This is a genomic window from Bacillus sp. X1(2014), assembly GCF_007678255.1.
This window is the reverse complement of record NZ_VEED01000004.1, coordinates 245848-260618: the sequence shown is the minus strand read 5'-3', so window position 1 is coordinate 260618 and position 14771 is coordinate 245848. Positions and strand designations below refer to the sequence as shown.

The following is a 14771-nucleotide window of genomic DNA, read 5'->3' as shown; positions in this document are numbered from 1 at the left end:
GAATATGAAAACAACCTTATCACAGTTTATGTTACGTACGGGAATATACAGCGGTTCAAATTCGAGGGCGATGATCCCAAGTCTTTTTGCAGGTCTGGGTGCTAAACGCGTACTTCTCTTAAGTGATCGAGGCTTAGAGGCAGCAGGCATTGTTGAAAAAGTCGCCGAGATTTTTACGCTGACAGGGCATGGCACTGGTCCTGAATTGGTTGGACAATTTTTAGATATTAAGCAGGATGCCGAAAGCCGATGCATCAATGAAGCGGTCCGCTATGCACGAGAAATCGGCGCGGATTCCTTACTAGCCGTTGGCGGGGGCAGTGTTCTTGATACTGTAAAAGGGGTAAAATATGCTCTCCACAAAGGGTTGACAGATATAAAAGAGGCCATTCCAGGCGGCTTATTATATGAGACCTTTCCAAAAGCCAACTACATGCCAATTCCACATATAGCGATCCCGACAACAGCGGGTACCGGTTCAGAGGTTTCACCAATTGCCGTTATTTTTAACGAAGATATCCAAATGAAGACGAATATCATCAATCCTTTTATTAATGCCGATATGGCGATCTTGGACCCAGATTTAACTGTGGGACTGCCACCATTGATAACAGCATTTACAGGATTTGATGCCTTAACACATGCCATTGAGGCACTCGCATCGCCAACGGCAACAGGCCTAACCGATGCCTATGCACTTCATGCCATTCGCCTGATTGAAAAAAATCTGCCAATTGCCGTTGCTGATGGTTTGAACCTTGATGCCCGCATGGATTTATTACATGCAAGCTTGATGGGAATTACCGCTTTTAGTTTTGCATTAAATGCAATTCCTGTCCACAATATGGCACACGCCTATGGTGCCTTGTTCCGGATTCCACATGGACTCGCAAATGCCGTCTTTTTACCGGTGGTCATGGAGCTGGTTCCTGATTTATATCTTCCAAAGGCAGCGGAATTAGCACAGGCCTTGAATGTAGACGTAAAGGGGGATACTCCGCAAACAGCGTTAGCCAAAGTGATTGGAAAAATTAAATTGCTTCAATATAGGGTAGGATTACCGGCAGATTTCAAGCAATTCAATATTACCGAAGAGGCACTCCAATTGGCGATTCCAGCCGTGATGAAGGATCCAGCTGCGTTGAGCTTTCCTATACCAAAAGAATTAATTGAAGCGATTGGACAAAAGGTGGTTCCGTTGACAGTAAAATAGGATAACAGGGAAAACCATTATGGATGTGCTGTGATTCATAATGGTTTTTTAAAAAATTTTGATATTTTTATAGTTATCAACCATACATATGGGAGTGAAATAAGTGGAGGATATTAGAATCTTGAACGAAAGTATGAATATCAACTTTAAAAAATTAACAGAATGTACCATCACAGATATAATCACAGCTTGGAATCGAGGGTTTGAAGGGTACTTTGTGAAATTAGAAATGACAGCTGAAATGTTTTTTAACCGTTTGGTAAATGAGGGATTATCTTTAGAGCACTCATTGGTAGCTTATGACGGTGATAAACCTGTAGCAATCGTTTTAAATGGCTTCCGCGTCATTGAAGGGAAAAAGACATCCTGGAATGGGGGGACCGGAATTGCTCCTGAATACCGAGGGAGAGGTGTGTCCAAGTTGTTAATGGAGGCAGCCTTAAACGTTTATGCTGAAGAAGGAGTCCAAGTTGCCACCCTTGAAGCTATAAAGGAAAATGAGCGGGCGATACGATTATATCAACGATTTGGCTATGTGATTACTGATTCCCTTGTTTATCTAAGTGGGACATTAGATTTGATGGCCACACCGATTTCTTATAAATCGATTCGGCCCAAACAGCTCCAAACCTACCATTTTTACAAAGAAAATCTTCCATGGCAGTGTCAGTGGCAGAGTGTTAAGTCAGGGGAAGCGCAGATTTATTATGATGAGAATCAGAATCCACTTGGCTACTCTTTATTCAAAAGGGTTTGGAATCAAGAAGGGCAGTTGGAGAAGGTATTGCTCTTTCAACTTGAAATATTCGCTGAGTTGAAAGAGGAAATGATTAAGTCAATATTGAGTTCGATAACAAGAGAAAATCAGATTCCCATTAATTTCATGACCATAAATGCGTCATTATCTAATCCTGTCACTTTAATATTACAAGATTTAGGCTTTGTCAAAACAACAGAGCAAGTCCAAATGGTCAAAAAAATAGATCAATAAAAATTTTTTGAATCCTAAATCATATTATTATATAATTTTCGTTAGGGCCATTCTCAGGTCGCTTGGGCTTGACCTACATAAAATAATAGGATTAGGAGAAATACAAATGGAAAAAGTACTTATTTTCGGTCACAAAAATCCTGACACCGATACAATTTGTTCTGCGATTGCTTATGCAGACTTAAAAAAACAATTAGGGATGGATGTTGAGCCTGTCCGTTTAGGACAAATCAACGGGGAAACACAATTTGCGCTTAACCAATTCAACGCAGAGGTTCCACGTTTGGTTGAAGCAGTTGCTAGTGAAGTGAACTCAGTTATTTTAGTCGATCACAACGAGCGCCAGCAAAGTGCCAATGATATCGCAGATGTTCGAGTTCTAGAAGTTATTGACCACCACCGTATTGCGAACTTCGAAACAAGCGATCCATTGTATTATCGCTGCGAGCCTGTAGGCTGTACAGCAACAATCTTAAATAAAATGTATAAAGAAAACAATAAAGAAATCAGTAAACCAATTGCAGGTCTGATGCTATCTGCGATTATTTCTGACTCTTTATTATTTAAGTCTCCAACATGTACACCAGAAGATGTTGCAGCAGCACGCGAGCTAGCTGAAATTGCTGGAGTGGACGCTGATACTTATGGACTTGAAATGCTTAAAGCTGGGGCAGATGTTCGCGATAAATCCATTTCTGAACTCTTAAGTCTGGATGCAAAAGGATTTGAAATGGGTTCAAGTAAAGTAGAAATCGCTCAAGTGAATGTCGTTGACACTGCTGATGTTCTCGCTCGCCAAGAAGAATTGGAAGCAGCGATCTCTAACATCATCGAAGAAAAGAACTTAGACTTATTCTTGTTCGTGGTAACAGATATTTTAACAAACGATTCAGTTGGTTTAGCTTTGGGTAACAAAACAGCTGCGGTTGAAAAAGCCTATAATGTTTCCCTTGTAAATAATACGGCTACACTAAAAGGTGTCGTTTCTCGTAAAAAGCAAATTGTTCCAGTTTTAACTGATATTTTTACAAAAGGTGAGTAATAAAATAGACCGTTCATGGAGATTTCCATGGACGGTTTTTTTCAGTTTTTAGACTAAACAATTAAATTCCTTCTTTCCATCGACAATCTTTTGTTGTAATCTATTAAATATTTAGAAAATCGAAATTATCTTTAAATTCAACAGGAAGAAGGAAAATTCGCATGCTGTTTTTGTCATTAATCAGTTCTTTTTTTAATGCAATGAATGCGCTTTATGCCAAGAAGATTGTTGGAGAAATGAAGGATAATAATAGTTTCATTGTTACTTCGTTTGCCTACATTGGTGTGTTTCTTGGTTTAACATTGCCATGGCTTTATTTATTCAAAGCTAACACGATTTCGATTACACTATTGGTTTTGGTCGTTTTGCTGGATATGGCAGGAAATTTGCTTTTCTTTAAAGCAATGAACAAAATCGAGGTATCTGTCCTTTCGGTTTACATGGCTTTAACTCCATTATTCACGTTTATACCAAACAGCTTCCTCTACGGTTTCCATCCATTTGTGCTCGTGTCTGTTTTATTTATCATGGTTGGCGTCTATTTCCTAAATTTAAAAGGCCGGAACCCGTTGACCCCATTTCTTGAGCTTAGGAAACCAGGGAATTTATTAGGGATTTCTTCAGCGATTGTTTTTGGTGTGAGTATGGTGCCGTCTCAGCAATTACTTGTTCATGGCTGGGTTAATCCAGTGACACTATATTTTTACAGGGCTTGCGGGATTGCTTTGATTACCTATCTGATTTATCGTCCAAAGGTATGGTTTCCGAGCTTGCATAAACATCTAAGTTTACGCGGAATCACCGTCATTATCCAATGGGTCTGCTTATTTACAGCCTTAAAGTTTGCTGATGGAACACTGGTTGTCTCTTTGGCCTTCACTTCACCATTATTCGCTGTGTTCTTGGCGTGGTATTATTTTAAGGAACGTATCACTCCTGCGAAGCTAACGGCATGTGTGATTACGATTTTAGGAATTATTATTACGGTTGTTTAAGGAGAGTAATATATAAAGGAGGAATGAGCAGATGAGCCGAAAGCACTCGACCACCATGTTTATGGCTGGTCTGCAATGGTTATTTTTCATGTTTGCAAATACTGTGGTCATCCCGTTAACGATCGGGGATGCCTTTGATTTATCAGCAGGGGAAGTAGCAAGTTCGATGCAAAGAGCATTTATTTATACAGGGACAGCCTGTATCTTGCAAGCATTGTTTGGGCATAAGTATCCTCTAATGGAGGGACAATCGGGCTTGTGGTGGGGGGCCATCTTAAGTCTTTGTGCATCTGCTTCTTCCGCTGGTATCAGTTTGGAGGAACTAGGCGGCGGACTTGCGCTTGGGATTATTGGTTCAGGTGTTCTAGTTATGATCCTTGGCGTGTTAGGGATGGGAACTGTGTTAAAGCGTTTATTCACACCCGTTGTGATGAGTACAGTCCTTTTTCTCCTCGCGAGCCAGCTGATTGTTATTTTCACAAAAGGAATGCTTGGCTTAGGTACTGGTGAACAGATTGATATTCCAACAGCAGGATTATCGATCCTGTTAATCATTCTCGTAGTATGGATCAATTTGAAGGGTCCGGGTGTGATCCGAAATTTTTCCATCCTAATTGGAATTGTAACAGGGTGGGTGGTTCATGCAATTTTCTTCCCAGCACCCGCTGCGAATGTAAGTCCGTCTACGGAGTTTTTTCAGTTATTTCCTTGGGGGAAACCTAGTTTAAGCTTGGGGCTCATTCTTATGACAGTGATCACTGGTTTAGTTAATACAACGAATACAATGGCATCGATAAAAGGGGTGGAGCCCATCTTAAAGACTTCAACCACAGATAACCAATACCGCCGCTCTTTTGTACTAACGGGAATTAATTCAATCGTTTCAGGGCTGTTTGGGATGGTTCCATATGCTCCTTATATTTCTTCGCTCGGATTTTTACAGTCTACGCTCATATTTGAGCGGGCACCTATTATCATTGGTGGAGCGATGTTTATTGTCCTTGGCTTGGTGCCTGCACTAAGTAACTTGTTTTCCACAATGCCAATTAGTGTGGGGGATGCCGTTTTATTTGTTGCCTATTTGCAACTATTTAGTGGTGCACTCACCAATTTGAATGGAATTCTTTTTAACCAGCGAACGATCTATCGCATCGCGGCTCCAGTGCTGCTTGGAATCGCCATCATGAATATTCCATCTGAAATGTTTTCCTCACTGCCAATGTTGGTTCAACCGCTGTTATCGAGCGGCTTACTAGTAGGAATTTTGCTAGCGATCGTCCTAGAAAATACCATTAATTGGACAAAACTAGAAAACCCTGTGCCAAATGCGGAAAGAAAAATTAGTTAGTGAATTGATAAAGGCGCCCCATAAAAGCTAGGGGCGCCTAGTTATTTGTTATCTGTATTATACTTGTTGCGTCAGCTTGTCTTTTAAAAAAGGGTAGAGACTGACGGCGAGATGAATATTTAAAAATTGTTGGCTAACGGATAAATCAGTGGAAAGAATCTCTTCAATCCGTTTTAAGCGGTACATCAGAGTGTTCGTATGAACATGGATGGACTCTGCTGCTTCTTTCGCATTTTGATTGTGTTCAAGATAGGCGAATAACGAAGGGAGTAGTTCTCCTTTTCGTGATTGGTCGTATTCAAACAGCGGTCCTAGCACTTCAATAATAAAATCGATGAGTTCCTCCTCAGTATTTTGAAGTAGAAGACGTTGAACCCCAAGATCCTTATAACTGATAACCTGATTTTTTCCCCCAAAGCTTTGAAGGAATTGTAAGCATTTCGCTGCTTCCTGCATTGATTTCGTGACCTTTAATAAGCTGGAATGAATTCTGCCGATCCCAATAGAAACCGTGGTTCCCCAATTTTTTATCTGGATTTCCTGCTGGAATTTTGCCACTAGTTCCTTCACGCGCTGATGTGTATAGGTGCTGGAAACTTTTTGTTGGAAAGTTAGTAATACAACGATTTGATCGTGATTTCGTACGGCCATTCCTTTTAACGGATTTTTTAAAAATACTCGGTTGGCCATTTGGACAAGATGGCGGATGATACTGTTCTTTTTAGGGGTATTGTCCATTTCATCAAGTCGAATCATCAATGCTAAATAATCCCCTAATGGGTCGAAATCCATCTGTTTTACTTTTTGAAGGATGTTCCCATCCATTTTACCGGAAAAAAGAACATCAATGAGTTCGCCGTTAATTGTTTCCTGTGCCTCAAAAATTGCTTGCTCCTTTACTACTTCAAGCGAGATGACCGTACAAGCATGCTCTAAGGCAGCAATATCCACGTCTCGCATCTTTTCAGGGGAAACGATAATAAGTGAACCAAAAAGAGTCGGCTTTGCTCCGATGGGAAGAATGGTAATACAATGCTTTTCCTTATCCATGTTTGTTTCTAGCAATGAACGGATGTTTCCAGGTGTTCTAATCGACTCCTGTGCTAAATCTCGAATGGTAAATAATTCATCGTCGGAAAGCTCATTTTTAAAAGCGGAGGAGATCAATTCACCAAGGTCATCAAATAATAAGACCGTGTGGCCGGTGGTATCGTGCAGATAGGTAATGATTGAATCGAGACCTTCTCCATGTAATACTAGTTCAGCTAATCGATTATGGATATCAACGGAGCGTGATAACATCTCGTTTTGTTTTGAAATCGTATCATTTAAATCTTCCAACTGTCTTACTGTCTTTTCTTGCTCACTATAAAGGTTTGCTTTCTCAAGGGCTACAGCTGCTTGATGGGCAATCGCTGTTAGAAGATGTATGTCCTCTGGGATAAAGTGAAGCGACGGATCAAAAGAGTCAAGCGTAATCACACCGATACATTCTCCTTTTGACAAGATTGGAGCACAAATCGATGAATAAGGGAGTGTAGGAATCGATTGATCCATGAGTGCGTGATTCGTTTCCGAGAGTGTGGCTGTTGCTTTTTCGACTTCTGTCCGGTTGTGAAAAATCAAACATTTTTGCGCGGAAAAAGCTAAACCCGTCATCGATTCACCTGGTTTCAATCTTACTCTTGTAATCTCAGATGTGAAGTTACTGTCTGATTTTGGAATAAGCAGATCTTGATCAGGGTCATAAATGAATAGAACCCCCCCGTGCGCTGCATCGATAACTGATACCGTTTGAACCATAATAGAATCAATAATCGTATCAATATCAAGTGATGAATTTAACACATTGGAAACATGGATTAATGATTGCAATTGACGATGGCTAAGTGTTTCTTTCATCATGCACCTCACATTTTAATGATCTTAGAATAATATGAAAAATTTATTTCTTTTGTTTATTGTAACAAATTTCACAATAAATTGTGTGATTTTTGTCAGGAATTATAAAGTGAATGAATGTTCTTAGTTCATATTTTGTGTTTTTACACAAATTGTTTGTTAGAAATTTTGTGGAAAATAACATAACAAATATTCAGATAAGTTTTATAATTATAAATACATTAATAATATACGCCAATCTATTAAAGCATTAAACAAATAGGAATGTGGCAGAGAGGATGGAAGAAGTGATTAACGAAGAAAGATTATGGGGTCGTTTGCAACTTCTTAGTGAAATAGGAAAAACCGAATCGAATGGTGTCACTCGTTTGTCTTTCACTCCGGAAGAACGAGCGGCTAAAGATCTTGTCACCACATTTATGAAAGAAGCTGGTTTACAAGTACGTGAGGATGAAGTCGGAAACTTAATAGGCAGGAAGGAAGGGGTAAACCCTGATGCGCCTGTGGTATTAACTGGTTCACATATTGATTCAGTTTTTAATGGAGGAAATTTTGATGGACCGCTTGGTGTTCTATCGGCTGTTGAAGCCCTTCAAGTCATGAATGAGCAAGGAATTGAGACAGAACATCCGATTGAAGTGATTGCGTTCACCGATGAAGAAGGGGCAAGATTTAGCTTCGGAATGATTGGCAGCCGTGGGATTGCTGGTACACTAACACAAGAGGAATTGCTTAATAAAGATAAGCAAGGGATATCGATAGCGGAAGCGTTCGTTGCAAATGGACTCGAGCCGGAAGCAATCGGCAAAGCAGCCCGAAAGCCTGAAGAGGTGAAGGCATATGTCGAACTTCATATTGAACAAGGAAAGGTCCTTGAGGGACAAAATCTCTCAACTGGAATTGTATCAGGATTAGCTGGTCCATTATGGCTCAAGTTTATTTTAGAAGGGGAGGTTGGTCATGCAGGCGCCACCCCGATGTCGATCAGGCATGATGCCTTGACTGCAGCTGCAAGAGTGATGCTTGTTATCGAAGCAGAATCAGCTAAAACTGGAACTACGGTTGGCACAGTCGGACAAGTTCAAGTGAATCCTGGTGGAATCAACATTATTCCAGGCAGAGTTGAATTCTCATTAGACCTTCGGGATATAAGTGAAGCTGTCCGCGATGTAGTAGAGGAGAAGATTAAATTACAGGCAAAGCAGATTTGTGAGGCCCAAGGTGTGAAGTTAACGATTGAAGATCTACAGCGTGTCGCACCCGCACCATGTTCGGACATCGTAAAGAATGCAGCGAGAAACGCTTTTGAAAAATTAGGTCTAGAAAGCAATTATCTTCCAAGCGGTGCAGGTCATGATGGTATGCAATTGATGGATTTATGTCCGATGGGGATGATCTTCATCCGTTCCAAGAATGGAATAAGTCATGACCCAGCTGAGTGGAGTTCAAAAGAGGACTGCAGAAACGGTGCCAATGTTCTCTATCAAACGGTCTTAAATCTAGCGGTTCAAAAAGTAAATGTAATAACAAACTAATAGGAGATGACAAGCATGAGTATTCATACACAAGTAAATCTTAATCAATTAGCAGAAGAAACAAAAGAACAAGTCATTACATGGAGAAGGCATTTACACCAAAATCCTGAACTATCTTTCCAAGAGGAAAAAACCTCGCAATTCATTTATGAAACTTTACAATCTTTTGGAAACTTGGAGATTACTCGACCGACCAAAACAAGTGTGGTTGCTCGTTTAATTGGACCGCAGCCAGGTAAAACACTTGCGATTCGAGCGGATATGGATGCCTTGCCAATCCAAGAGGAGAACACATTTGAATTTGCCTCCCAAAATCCTGGGGTAATGCATGCTTGTGGACACGATGGTCACACAGCAATGTTGCTTGGAACAGCGAAAATTCTTTCAGGCTTAAAGGATCAAATTAAAGGCGAAGTTCGTTTCTTGTTCCAACATGCAGAGGAGTTATTCCCAGGTGGAGCAGAGGAAATGGTTCAAGCTGGAGTAATGGATGGGGTTGACCTTGTAATCGGTACACACCTTTGGTCACCAATTGAAAAGGGAAAAGTTGGCGTGGTTTACGGGTCAATGATGGCTTCACCAGACACTTTCTGGATTACGGTGAATGGAAAAGGTGGACATGCCGCACTTCCACACCAAACCATTGATTCTATTGCAGTAGCCGCACAGGTGGTAACCAACCTTCAGCATATTGTTTCTAGGAATACAGATCCGCTCGATAGCTTAGTTGTTTCTGTGACTCAATTTATTGGAGGAACCACGCACAATGTCATTCCTGGCCAAGTTAAAATTTGGGGTACTGTTCGCAGTTTTGATCCGAAACTTCGTGAATCTGTTCCTTCAAAAATGGAACGAATTGTCAAAGGGATTACCGAGGCCCATGAAGCATCGTACGAATTCAAATATGAATTTGGCTACCGCCCTGTTATCAATGATAACGAAGTAACAGCAGTGATTGAAGAAACAGTTCGGGAAGTATTTGGTGAAGAAGCACTTGATATGATGAGACCAAATATGGGAGGAGAAGATTTCTCTGCATTTATGGAAAAAGCGCCAGGCTGTTACTTCTATGTAGGAGCGGGGAATGAGGAGCAAGGAATTATTTATCCACATCATCATGAACGTTTCACAATCGATGAAGATGCACTTGAAATTGGAGTAAAAACCTTCCTTCATGCGACATTTAAATTTTTAGGATAAATTACGGCAATGAGCCTTCGTAAAACAATATAGATAAATACTTTACGAAGGTTCATTTATATTAATAGAAAGAAGGCATCATTATAAAATAATATTGGGGGTTTATCTATGAAATTACATCAACTTCTTGCAATCATACCGTTTATTGGATTACTAGGCGGAGTTCCTTTCGTCAATAAAGTAACTCCCTACGTGTTCGGAATGCCTTTTGTTCTCTTTTACATTGTTCTCTGGGTAGTGATTACTTCAGGAATTATGGCGCTTGTGTTTAAATTGGACCCAGCAAATCAGGAGGAGGAAATCTAATGAATACTGCATTAATTATCATTTTCGGATTTTTAGCATTATCTATCTTCCTTGGTGTTCAGGCCCAAAAAGGGAAGGACATGAGCCTTGAACAATGGTCTGTTGGGGGCCGCGGCTTTGGCACAATCTTTGTTTTCTTATTAATGGCAGGGGAAATTTACACTACGTTTACTTTCTTAGGCGGAAGTGGCTGGGCATATGGAAAAGGAGGTCCAACCTATTATATTTTAGGATACGGCTGTTTAGCTTATATCATGTCCTATTGGTTGCTTCCTGCAATTTGGAAATATGCAAAAGATAACAAATTAATGTCTCAATCCGACTTTTTTGTTAGTAAGTATAAGAGTCCATTACTTGGTGTTTTTGTTTCGCTAGTTGGTGTTGTTGCACTAATTCCATACCTTGTTCTTCAATTAAAAGGTTTAGGTATCATCGTTGCTGAAGCTTCTGGTGGTTCTATTTCATCCACTGCGGCAATTTGGATTGGCGTTATTGCTGTAACGGTTTATGTAATGATCTCAGGAATTCATGGTTCTGCATGGACAGCTGTTATTAAGGATATCATGATTTTAGGAATTGTTTTATTCTTAGGTATTTATCTGCCAATTCATTACTATGGCGGTTTCCAACCAATGTTTGAAGCAATTGAAGCTGCAAAACCAGGATTCCTTGCCCTTCCTGAAACTGGTTTAAGTGTATCTTGGTTCATTTCAACTGTATTATTAACGGCTCTTGGCTTCTATATGTGGCCGCATACTTTTGGTTCCATTTATTCTGCACAAAGTTCAAAGGTATTCCGTAAGAATGCGATTATTATGCCACTATATCAGTTAGTGTTATTGTTTGTATTCTTTGTAGGATTTGCCGCAATCCTTCAGGTGAAAGGATTAGAAGGAGCGGACGGTGACCTTGCGTTATTAAAACTATCAATGCAGACGTTTGATCCATGGGTAGTCGGACTAATTGGAGCAGCTGGTTTATTAACCGCGATTGTTCCGGGCTCAATGATTATGATGTCAGCGGCTACATTATTAGCGAAAAATGTCTATAAAGTGTTTGTACCAAAAGCGTCTGATCAGCAAGTTTCTAAATTAGCAAAGAACTTAGTTCCAGTTGTAGCAATTATTGCGCTTTACTTTACATTTAAAGGCGGGGACACTCTTGTAACCTTGTTATTAATGGGTTACAGCCTTGTAACACAATTGTTCCCAGCATTGGTTTTCAGTTTAGCTAAAAAGAACGTAGTTACAAAAGCAGGTGCTTTCGCAGGTATCGCTGTTGGGGTATTTACGGTTGCCTACATTACAATCAGTGCTTCTACTGTCGGGACACTATTCCCAGAACTGCCACAATTTGTTAAGGATCTAAATGTGGGTGTTATTGCATTAATTATCAATTTAGTGGTGACATTCGCTGTTAGTTTCGTAACAAAATCTGCAACGGCTAATAATACGAATGAGCGTGTGGCTTAATTAAAACCGATAAAAACACCTCCAACGTCGATCTACTTCGATTACTGGAGGTGTTTTATATTTGAAAAAGGTTAATTGGAAAGTTAAGTGGATTTAGTCTGTTTGTGTTTGATTTTCTTCTTCTTTCTTATGATTCATCAACAAAAATGTCAATGGCTGGTCTGTTCCTGTCATCAATTTGTACACATAGGAAGAGGTAATTTTATAGCCATCGTCTATTTTCGCGGCTAAATAATTTGTCCGTTCAAACAGAATCGAACGGATATGATTGATTTGACGGGATATTTTGTCCATCAGTGCTTCTTGATTGTCCAAACGTTGTAAAACTCCTCCTTGAAATTCTTCTTGTTTAGACATTTTTTCGGCAACCACTTTTTGTAATTCCAACTGTTCATTCATTTGAAGGACAAGTAGATGATTAGCAGCCTCGGAATGCTCCAGCCGTTTACGTAAATCATTCAGTTGTCGGCCTACATTATTCCATTGTGTTAAATGGGTTTCTTCTTGTAGCTGTGTTTGCACACCTATTTCAGATAACGCTAAATTGAGTGCTGCATTCGCTTTTTGCTGTTCTTGTACGAGTTCGGACAGAAAATCCTGTCTTGAAATAATCTGATTTGTTGTTTGTAGCTGTTGTTTATTCTTGTAGACTTCCGGATGATGATTGTTATTTATGAATAATCCCATACCTCTCTCCGCCTTTTATATTTTTGATTGTAATATTTTATGCTTGATATTCATAAGAGGAGACATGATTGGGCTAGGATATATTCTTTCGTACAGGTCATGAAGACCAAATCTCTTTGGAAAAATAGAAGAATTGGTTATCATACAGGTGATGAAGACCACTTCCCTTTGAAAAAACAGAGGAATTGGTCATCATACAGGCGATGAAGACCCAATCCACGCGTTTTAAGTAAAAATTCTAATTACACTAACTGTACGGTTTTCAACACAAACTTCTCAACGACCTTTGCCACACCATCGTTCATATTCGTGTCAGTCACATAATCAGCTTGCACCTTAATATCTTCTGGTGCATTGCCCATTGCTACACCAAGTCCTGCAAACTCAATCATTGCTAAATCATTGTAACTGTCTCCCATGGCAATAACTTCTTCCCGTTCAATACCGAGTTGTCCAATTAAATGATTAAGGCTTGTACCCTTGGTTACACCAGCTTCGGTAAACTCCAAAAAGAAAGGCTTGGAGCGCATTACACTTAATTGTCCTGCTAACTCCTTTTGAAGCTTTTGTTCTACTTCGGCAAGTTTCGATTCTTCTTCAAGCATTAACACCTTCACAACAGGGTCCTTAACAGAATCTACTAAGTTGTCAACCTCGAAGATTTCTAATCCAGTAATTTCACCTTCAATATCGGTAAATTGATTCGCTGCTTCGGTTACAATGGAATCCCCAACATAAGTATGCATCCAAACATTCTCGCGACGACTTAATTCGTAGAGATGATGAACTGTTTTTGGGGATAACGTGCTGCTAAAAAGCTCTTCACCTGTTTGGCAGTTTGTTATTTTTGCACCATTAAAAGAAAGAATAAAACTACCATACTCCTTTAAACGCAATTCTTCTGCAATATCATACATTGCATAGGTTGGTCTCCCTGATGCTAATACGACCTTAACTCCAACTTCCTGGGCATCCATTAACGCCTTCTTTGTACGTGGGGAAATTGTATGGTCGTCCTGTAGTAACGTATCATCGAGATCTAAAACAATCATTTTATATTTCATTCATACCTGAGTCCTTTCTTCACAATATCTTCTCATCTTACTATAAAAATAGGAAAAAAACTTATTACAATTGAATCCAGTTACAAGTTTTTTAAATAAAATGTAGTAAAAACCAAAATGCTGAAGGTGATTAGTTATGTCCATTTTTGATATTTTTAAAAGTAAATGTCATATATGTAAGCGGAGAGTAAGTCCATTAAGGAAATATATTAATGATAAGGGGGAAATAGTAAAAGTATGTATCCCATGCTCAGAGTATGCGGAAAGAAGGGCTTTTCGGAAAATAACTTAATAAGTTAGCTGACATGCAAACTTCCTTTAGATAAGGGAGGTTCTTATTTTTGAAAAAATGTGCAATACTTAAGGGATATTCAGGTATTATGTTAGGAGAAAGGAAGTAAAGGGGGAATTTCAAACATGAATCGCTGCGGATGGGTTAATCAGGATCCATTATATATCGAATATCATGATCATGAGTGGGGAGTTCCAGTCTACGATGATCGCCTATTATTTGAATACTTAAATCTTGAAGGGGCCCAGGCTGGCCTTAGCTGGTATACAATCTTGAAGAAGCGGGAGAACTATCGAAAAGCCTTTGATAACTTTGATGCTGAAAAAATTATCCGCTATGACGAAAAGAAAATCGAGGAATTAATACATAATGAGGGAATTGTCCGCAATAAGCTCAAAATCAACGCTGTCATTACTAACGCACATGCATTTTTGAAGGTCGTCGACGAATTTGGCTCATTTAGTAAGTACATATGGTCCTTTGTTGGCGGTAAGCCGATTCAAAACCACTTTAAAGAAATGAAAGATGTTCCTGCAGTCACGGAAATAAGTGATCAATTAAGTAAGGATTTAAAGAAGAGAGGCTTTAAATTTGTAGGCTCGACCATCTGTTATGCGTTCATGCAAGCTACAGGGATGGTGAATGACCATATTGTCACTTGTGACTGTTATCAAAAAGCAGTTCAATTGACGAAATAACAGAAAAAAGCGATTATCTCAATGAA

The 14771-nt window shown here is 39.6% G+C and carries 13 protein-coding genes; 10 read left to right on the top strand and 3 right to left on the bottom strand.

The features are described from left to right. Positions 1–4 precede the first annotated feature (4 nt). The 5 genes from FS608_RS11055 (at position 5) to FS608_RS11035 (ending at position 5589) form a co-directional block, all read left to right on the top strand. Positions 5–1213, top strand: coding sequence for an iron-containing alcohol dehydrogenase (locus FS608_RS11055; protein WP_144549864.1), 1209 nt, complete (start codon positions 5–7; stop codon positions 1211–1213). A gap of 103 nt (positions 1214–1316) precedes the next feature. Next, complete coding sequence (locus tag FS608_RS11050) at positions 1317–2204, top strand: GNAT family N-acetyltransferase (protein WP_260871643.1); 888 nt, start codon at positions 1317–1319, stop codon at positions 2202–2204. Positions 2205–2310: 106 nt separating this feature from the next. After that, positions 2311–3246 (top strand): manganese-dependent inorganic pyrophosphatase, encoded by a 936-nt coding sequence (locus FS608_RS11045; protein WP_144549862.1) that lies wholly within the window; start codon positions 2311–2313, stop codon positions 3244–3246. Positions 3247–3407: 161 nt separating this feature from the next. Further along, positions 3408–4241 carry a DMT family transporter gene (locus FS608_RS11040; RefSeq protein ID WP_144549860.1) on the top strand — a complete coding sequence of 278 codons (834 nt, stop codon included), beginning with the start codon at positions 3408–3410 and terminating at the stop codon, positions 4239–4241. A 31-nt stretch (positions 4242–4272) separates the two neighbouring features. Continuing rightward, positions 4273–5589 (top strand): uracil/xanthine transporter, encoded by a 1317-nt coding sequence (locus FS608_RS11035; protein WP_144549857.1) that lies wholly within the window; start codon positions 4273–4275, stop codon positions 5587–5589. 57 nt (positions 5590–5646) lie between these two features. Here the strand turns inward: FS608_RS11035 and FS608_RS11030 are convergent, their stop codons facing one another. Beyond that, complete coding sequence (locus FS608_RS11030) at positions 5647–7491, bottom strand: helix-turn-helix domain-containing protein (protein WP_186328685.1); 1845 nt, start codon at positions 7489–7491, stop codon at positions 5647–5649. Between the two features lie 287 nt (positions 7492–7778). Here FS608_RS11030 and FS608_RS11025 point away from each other — a divergent pair, with 287 nt between their 5' ends. The 4 genes from FS608_RS11025 (at position 7779) to FS608_RS11010 (ending at position 12004) form a co-directional block, all read left to right on the top strand. Further along, the gene (locus FS608_RS11025; protein WP_144550087.1) at positions 7779–9026 is read left to right on the top strand and encodes a Zn-dependent hydrolase; all 1248 of its coding nucleotides are present in this window, start codon (positions 7779–7781) and stop codon (positions 9024–9026) included. Between the two features lie 15 nt (positions 9027–9041). After that, complete coding sequence (locus FS608_RS11020) at positions 9042–10226, top strand: M20 family metallopeptidase (RefSeq protein WP_144549853.1); 1185 nt, start codon at positions 9042–9044, stop codon at positions 10224–10226. Positions 10227–10334: 108 nt separating this feature from the next. After that, on the top strand, positions 10335–10532 hold the full coding sequence (locus FS608_RS11015) for a DUF3311 domain-containing protein (RefSeq protein ID WP_144549851.1): 198 nt from the start codon (positions 10335–10337) through the stop codon (positions 10530–10532). Beyond that, entirely contained in the window at positions 10532–12004 is a 1473-nt protein-coding gene (locus FS608_RS11010) for a sodium:solute symporter family protein (protein ID WP_144549849.1), read from the top strand. The genes FS608_RS11015 and FS608_RS11010 overlap by 1 nt, the downstream gene beginning before the upstream one ends. Positions 12005–12097: 93 nt before the next feature. Here FS608_RS11010 and FS608_RS11005 read toward each other — a convergent pair whose 3' ends face one another. Both FS608_RS11005 and FS608_RS11000 read right to left on the bottom strand, forming a co-directional pair. Beyond that, the gene (locus FS608_RS11005; RefSeq protein WP_144549847.1) at positions 12098–12691 is read right to left on the bottom strand and encodes a hypothetical protein; all 594 of its coding nucleotides are present in this window, start codon (positions 12689–12691) and stop codon (positions 12098–12100) included. A 242-nt stretch (positions 12692–12933) separates the two neighbouring features. Next, the gene (locus tag FS608_RS11000; protein WP_144549845.1) at positions 12934–13755 is read right to left on the bottom strand and encodes a Cof-type HAD-IIB family hydrolase; all 822 of its coding nucleotides are present in this window, start codon (positions 13753–13755) and stop codon (positions 12934–12936) included. Between the two features lie 417 nt (positions 13756–14172). On the opposite strand from FS608_RS11000, the gene FS608_RS10995 reads away from it, so the two are divergent. Then, positions 14173–14745: a DNA-3-methyladenine glycosylase I gene (locus tag FS608_RS10995; protein WP_144549843.1), complete on the top strand. Its 573-nt coding sequence runs from the start codon at positions 14173–14175 to the stop codon at positions 14743–14745. Positions 14746–14771: the final 26 nt, after the last annotated feature.

Bases quoted from the DNA above. Each gene is read 5' to 3' on its own strand.
- FS608_RS11055 (WP_144549864.1), top strand. From the start codon at position 5: ATGAAAACAACCTTATCACAGTTTATGTTACGTACGGGAATATACAGC.
- FS608_RS11045 (WP_144549862.1), top strand. From the start codon at position 2,311: ATGGAAAAAGTACTTATTTTCGGTCACAAAAATCCTGACACCGATACA.
- FS608_RS11040 (WP_144549860.1), top strand. From the start codon at position 3,408: ATGCTGTTTTTGTCATTAATCAGTTCTTTTTTTAATGCAATGAATGCG.
- FS608_RS11035 (WP_144549857.1), top strand. From the start codon at position 4,273: ATGAGCCGAAAGCACTCGACCACCATGTTTATGGCTGGTCTGCAATGG.
- FS608_RS11030 (WP_186328685.1), bottom strand. From the start codon at position 7,491: ATGAAAGAAACACTTAGCCATCGTCAATTGCAATCATTAATCCATGTT.
- FS608_RS11020 (WP_144549853.1), top strand. From the start codon at position 9,042: ATGAGTATTCATACACAAGTAAATCTTAATCAATTAGCAGAAGAAACA.
- FS608_RS11015 (WP_144549851.1), top strand. From the start codon at position 10,335: ATGAAATTACATCAACTTCTTGCAATCATACCGTTTATTGGATTACTA.
- FS608_RS11010 (WP_144549849.1), top strand. From the start codon at position 10,532: ATGAATACTGCATTAATTATCATTTTCGGATTTTTAGCATTATCTATC.
- FS608_RS11005 (WP_144549847.1), bottom strand. From the start codon at position 12,691: ATGGGATTATTCATAAATAACAATCATCATCCGGAAGTCTACAAGAAT.
- FS608_RS11000 (WP_144549845.1), bottom strand. From the start codon at position 13,755: ATGAAATATAAAATGATTGTTTTAGATCTCGATGATACGTTACTACAG.
- FS608_RS10995 (WP_144549843.1), top strand. From the start codon at position 14,173: ATGAATCGCTGCGGATGGGTTAATCAGGATCCATTATATATCGAATAT.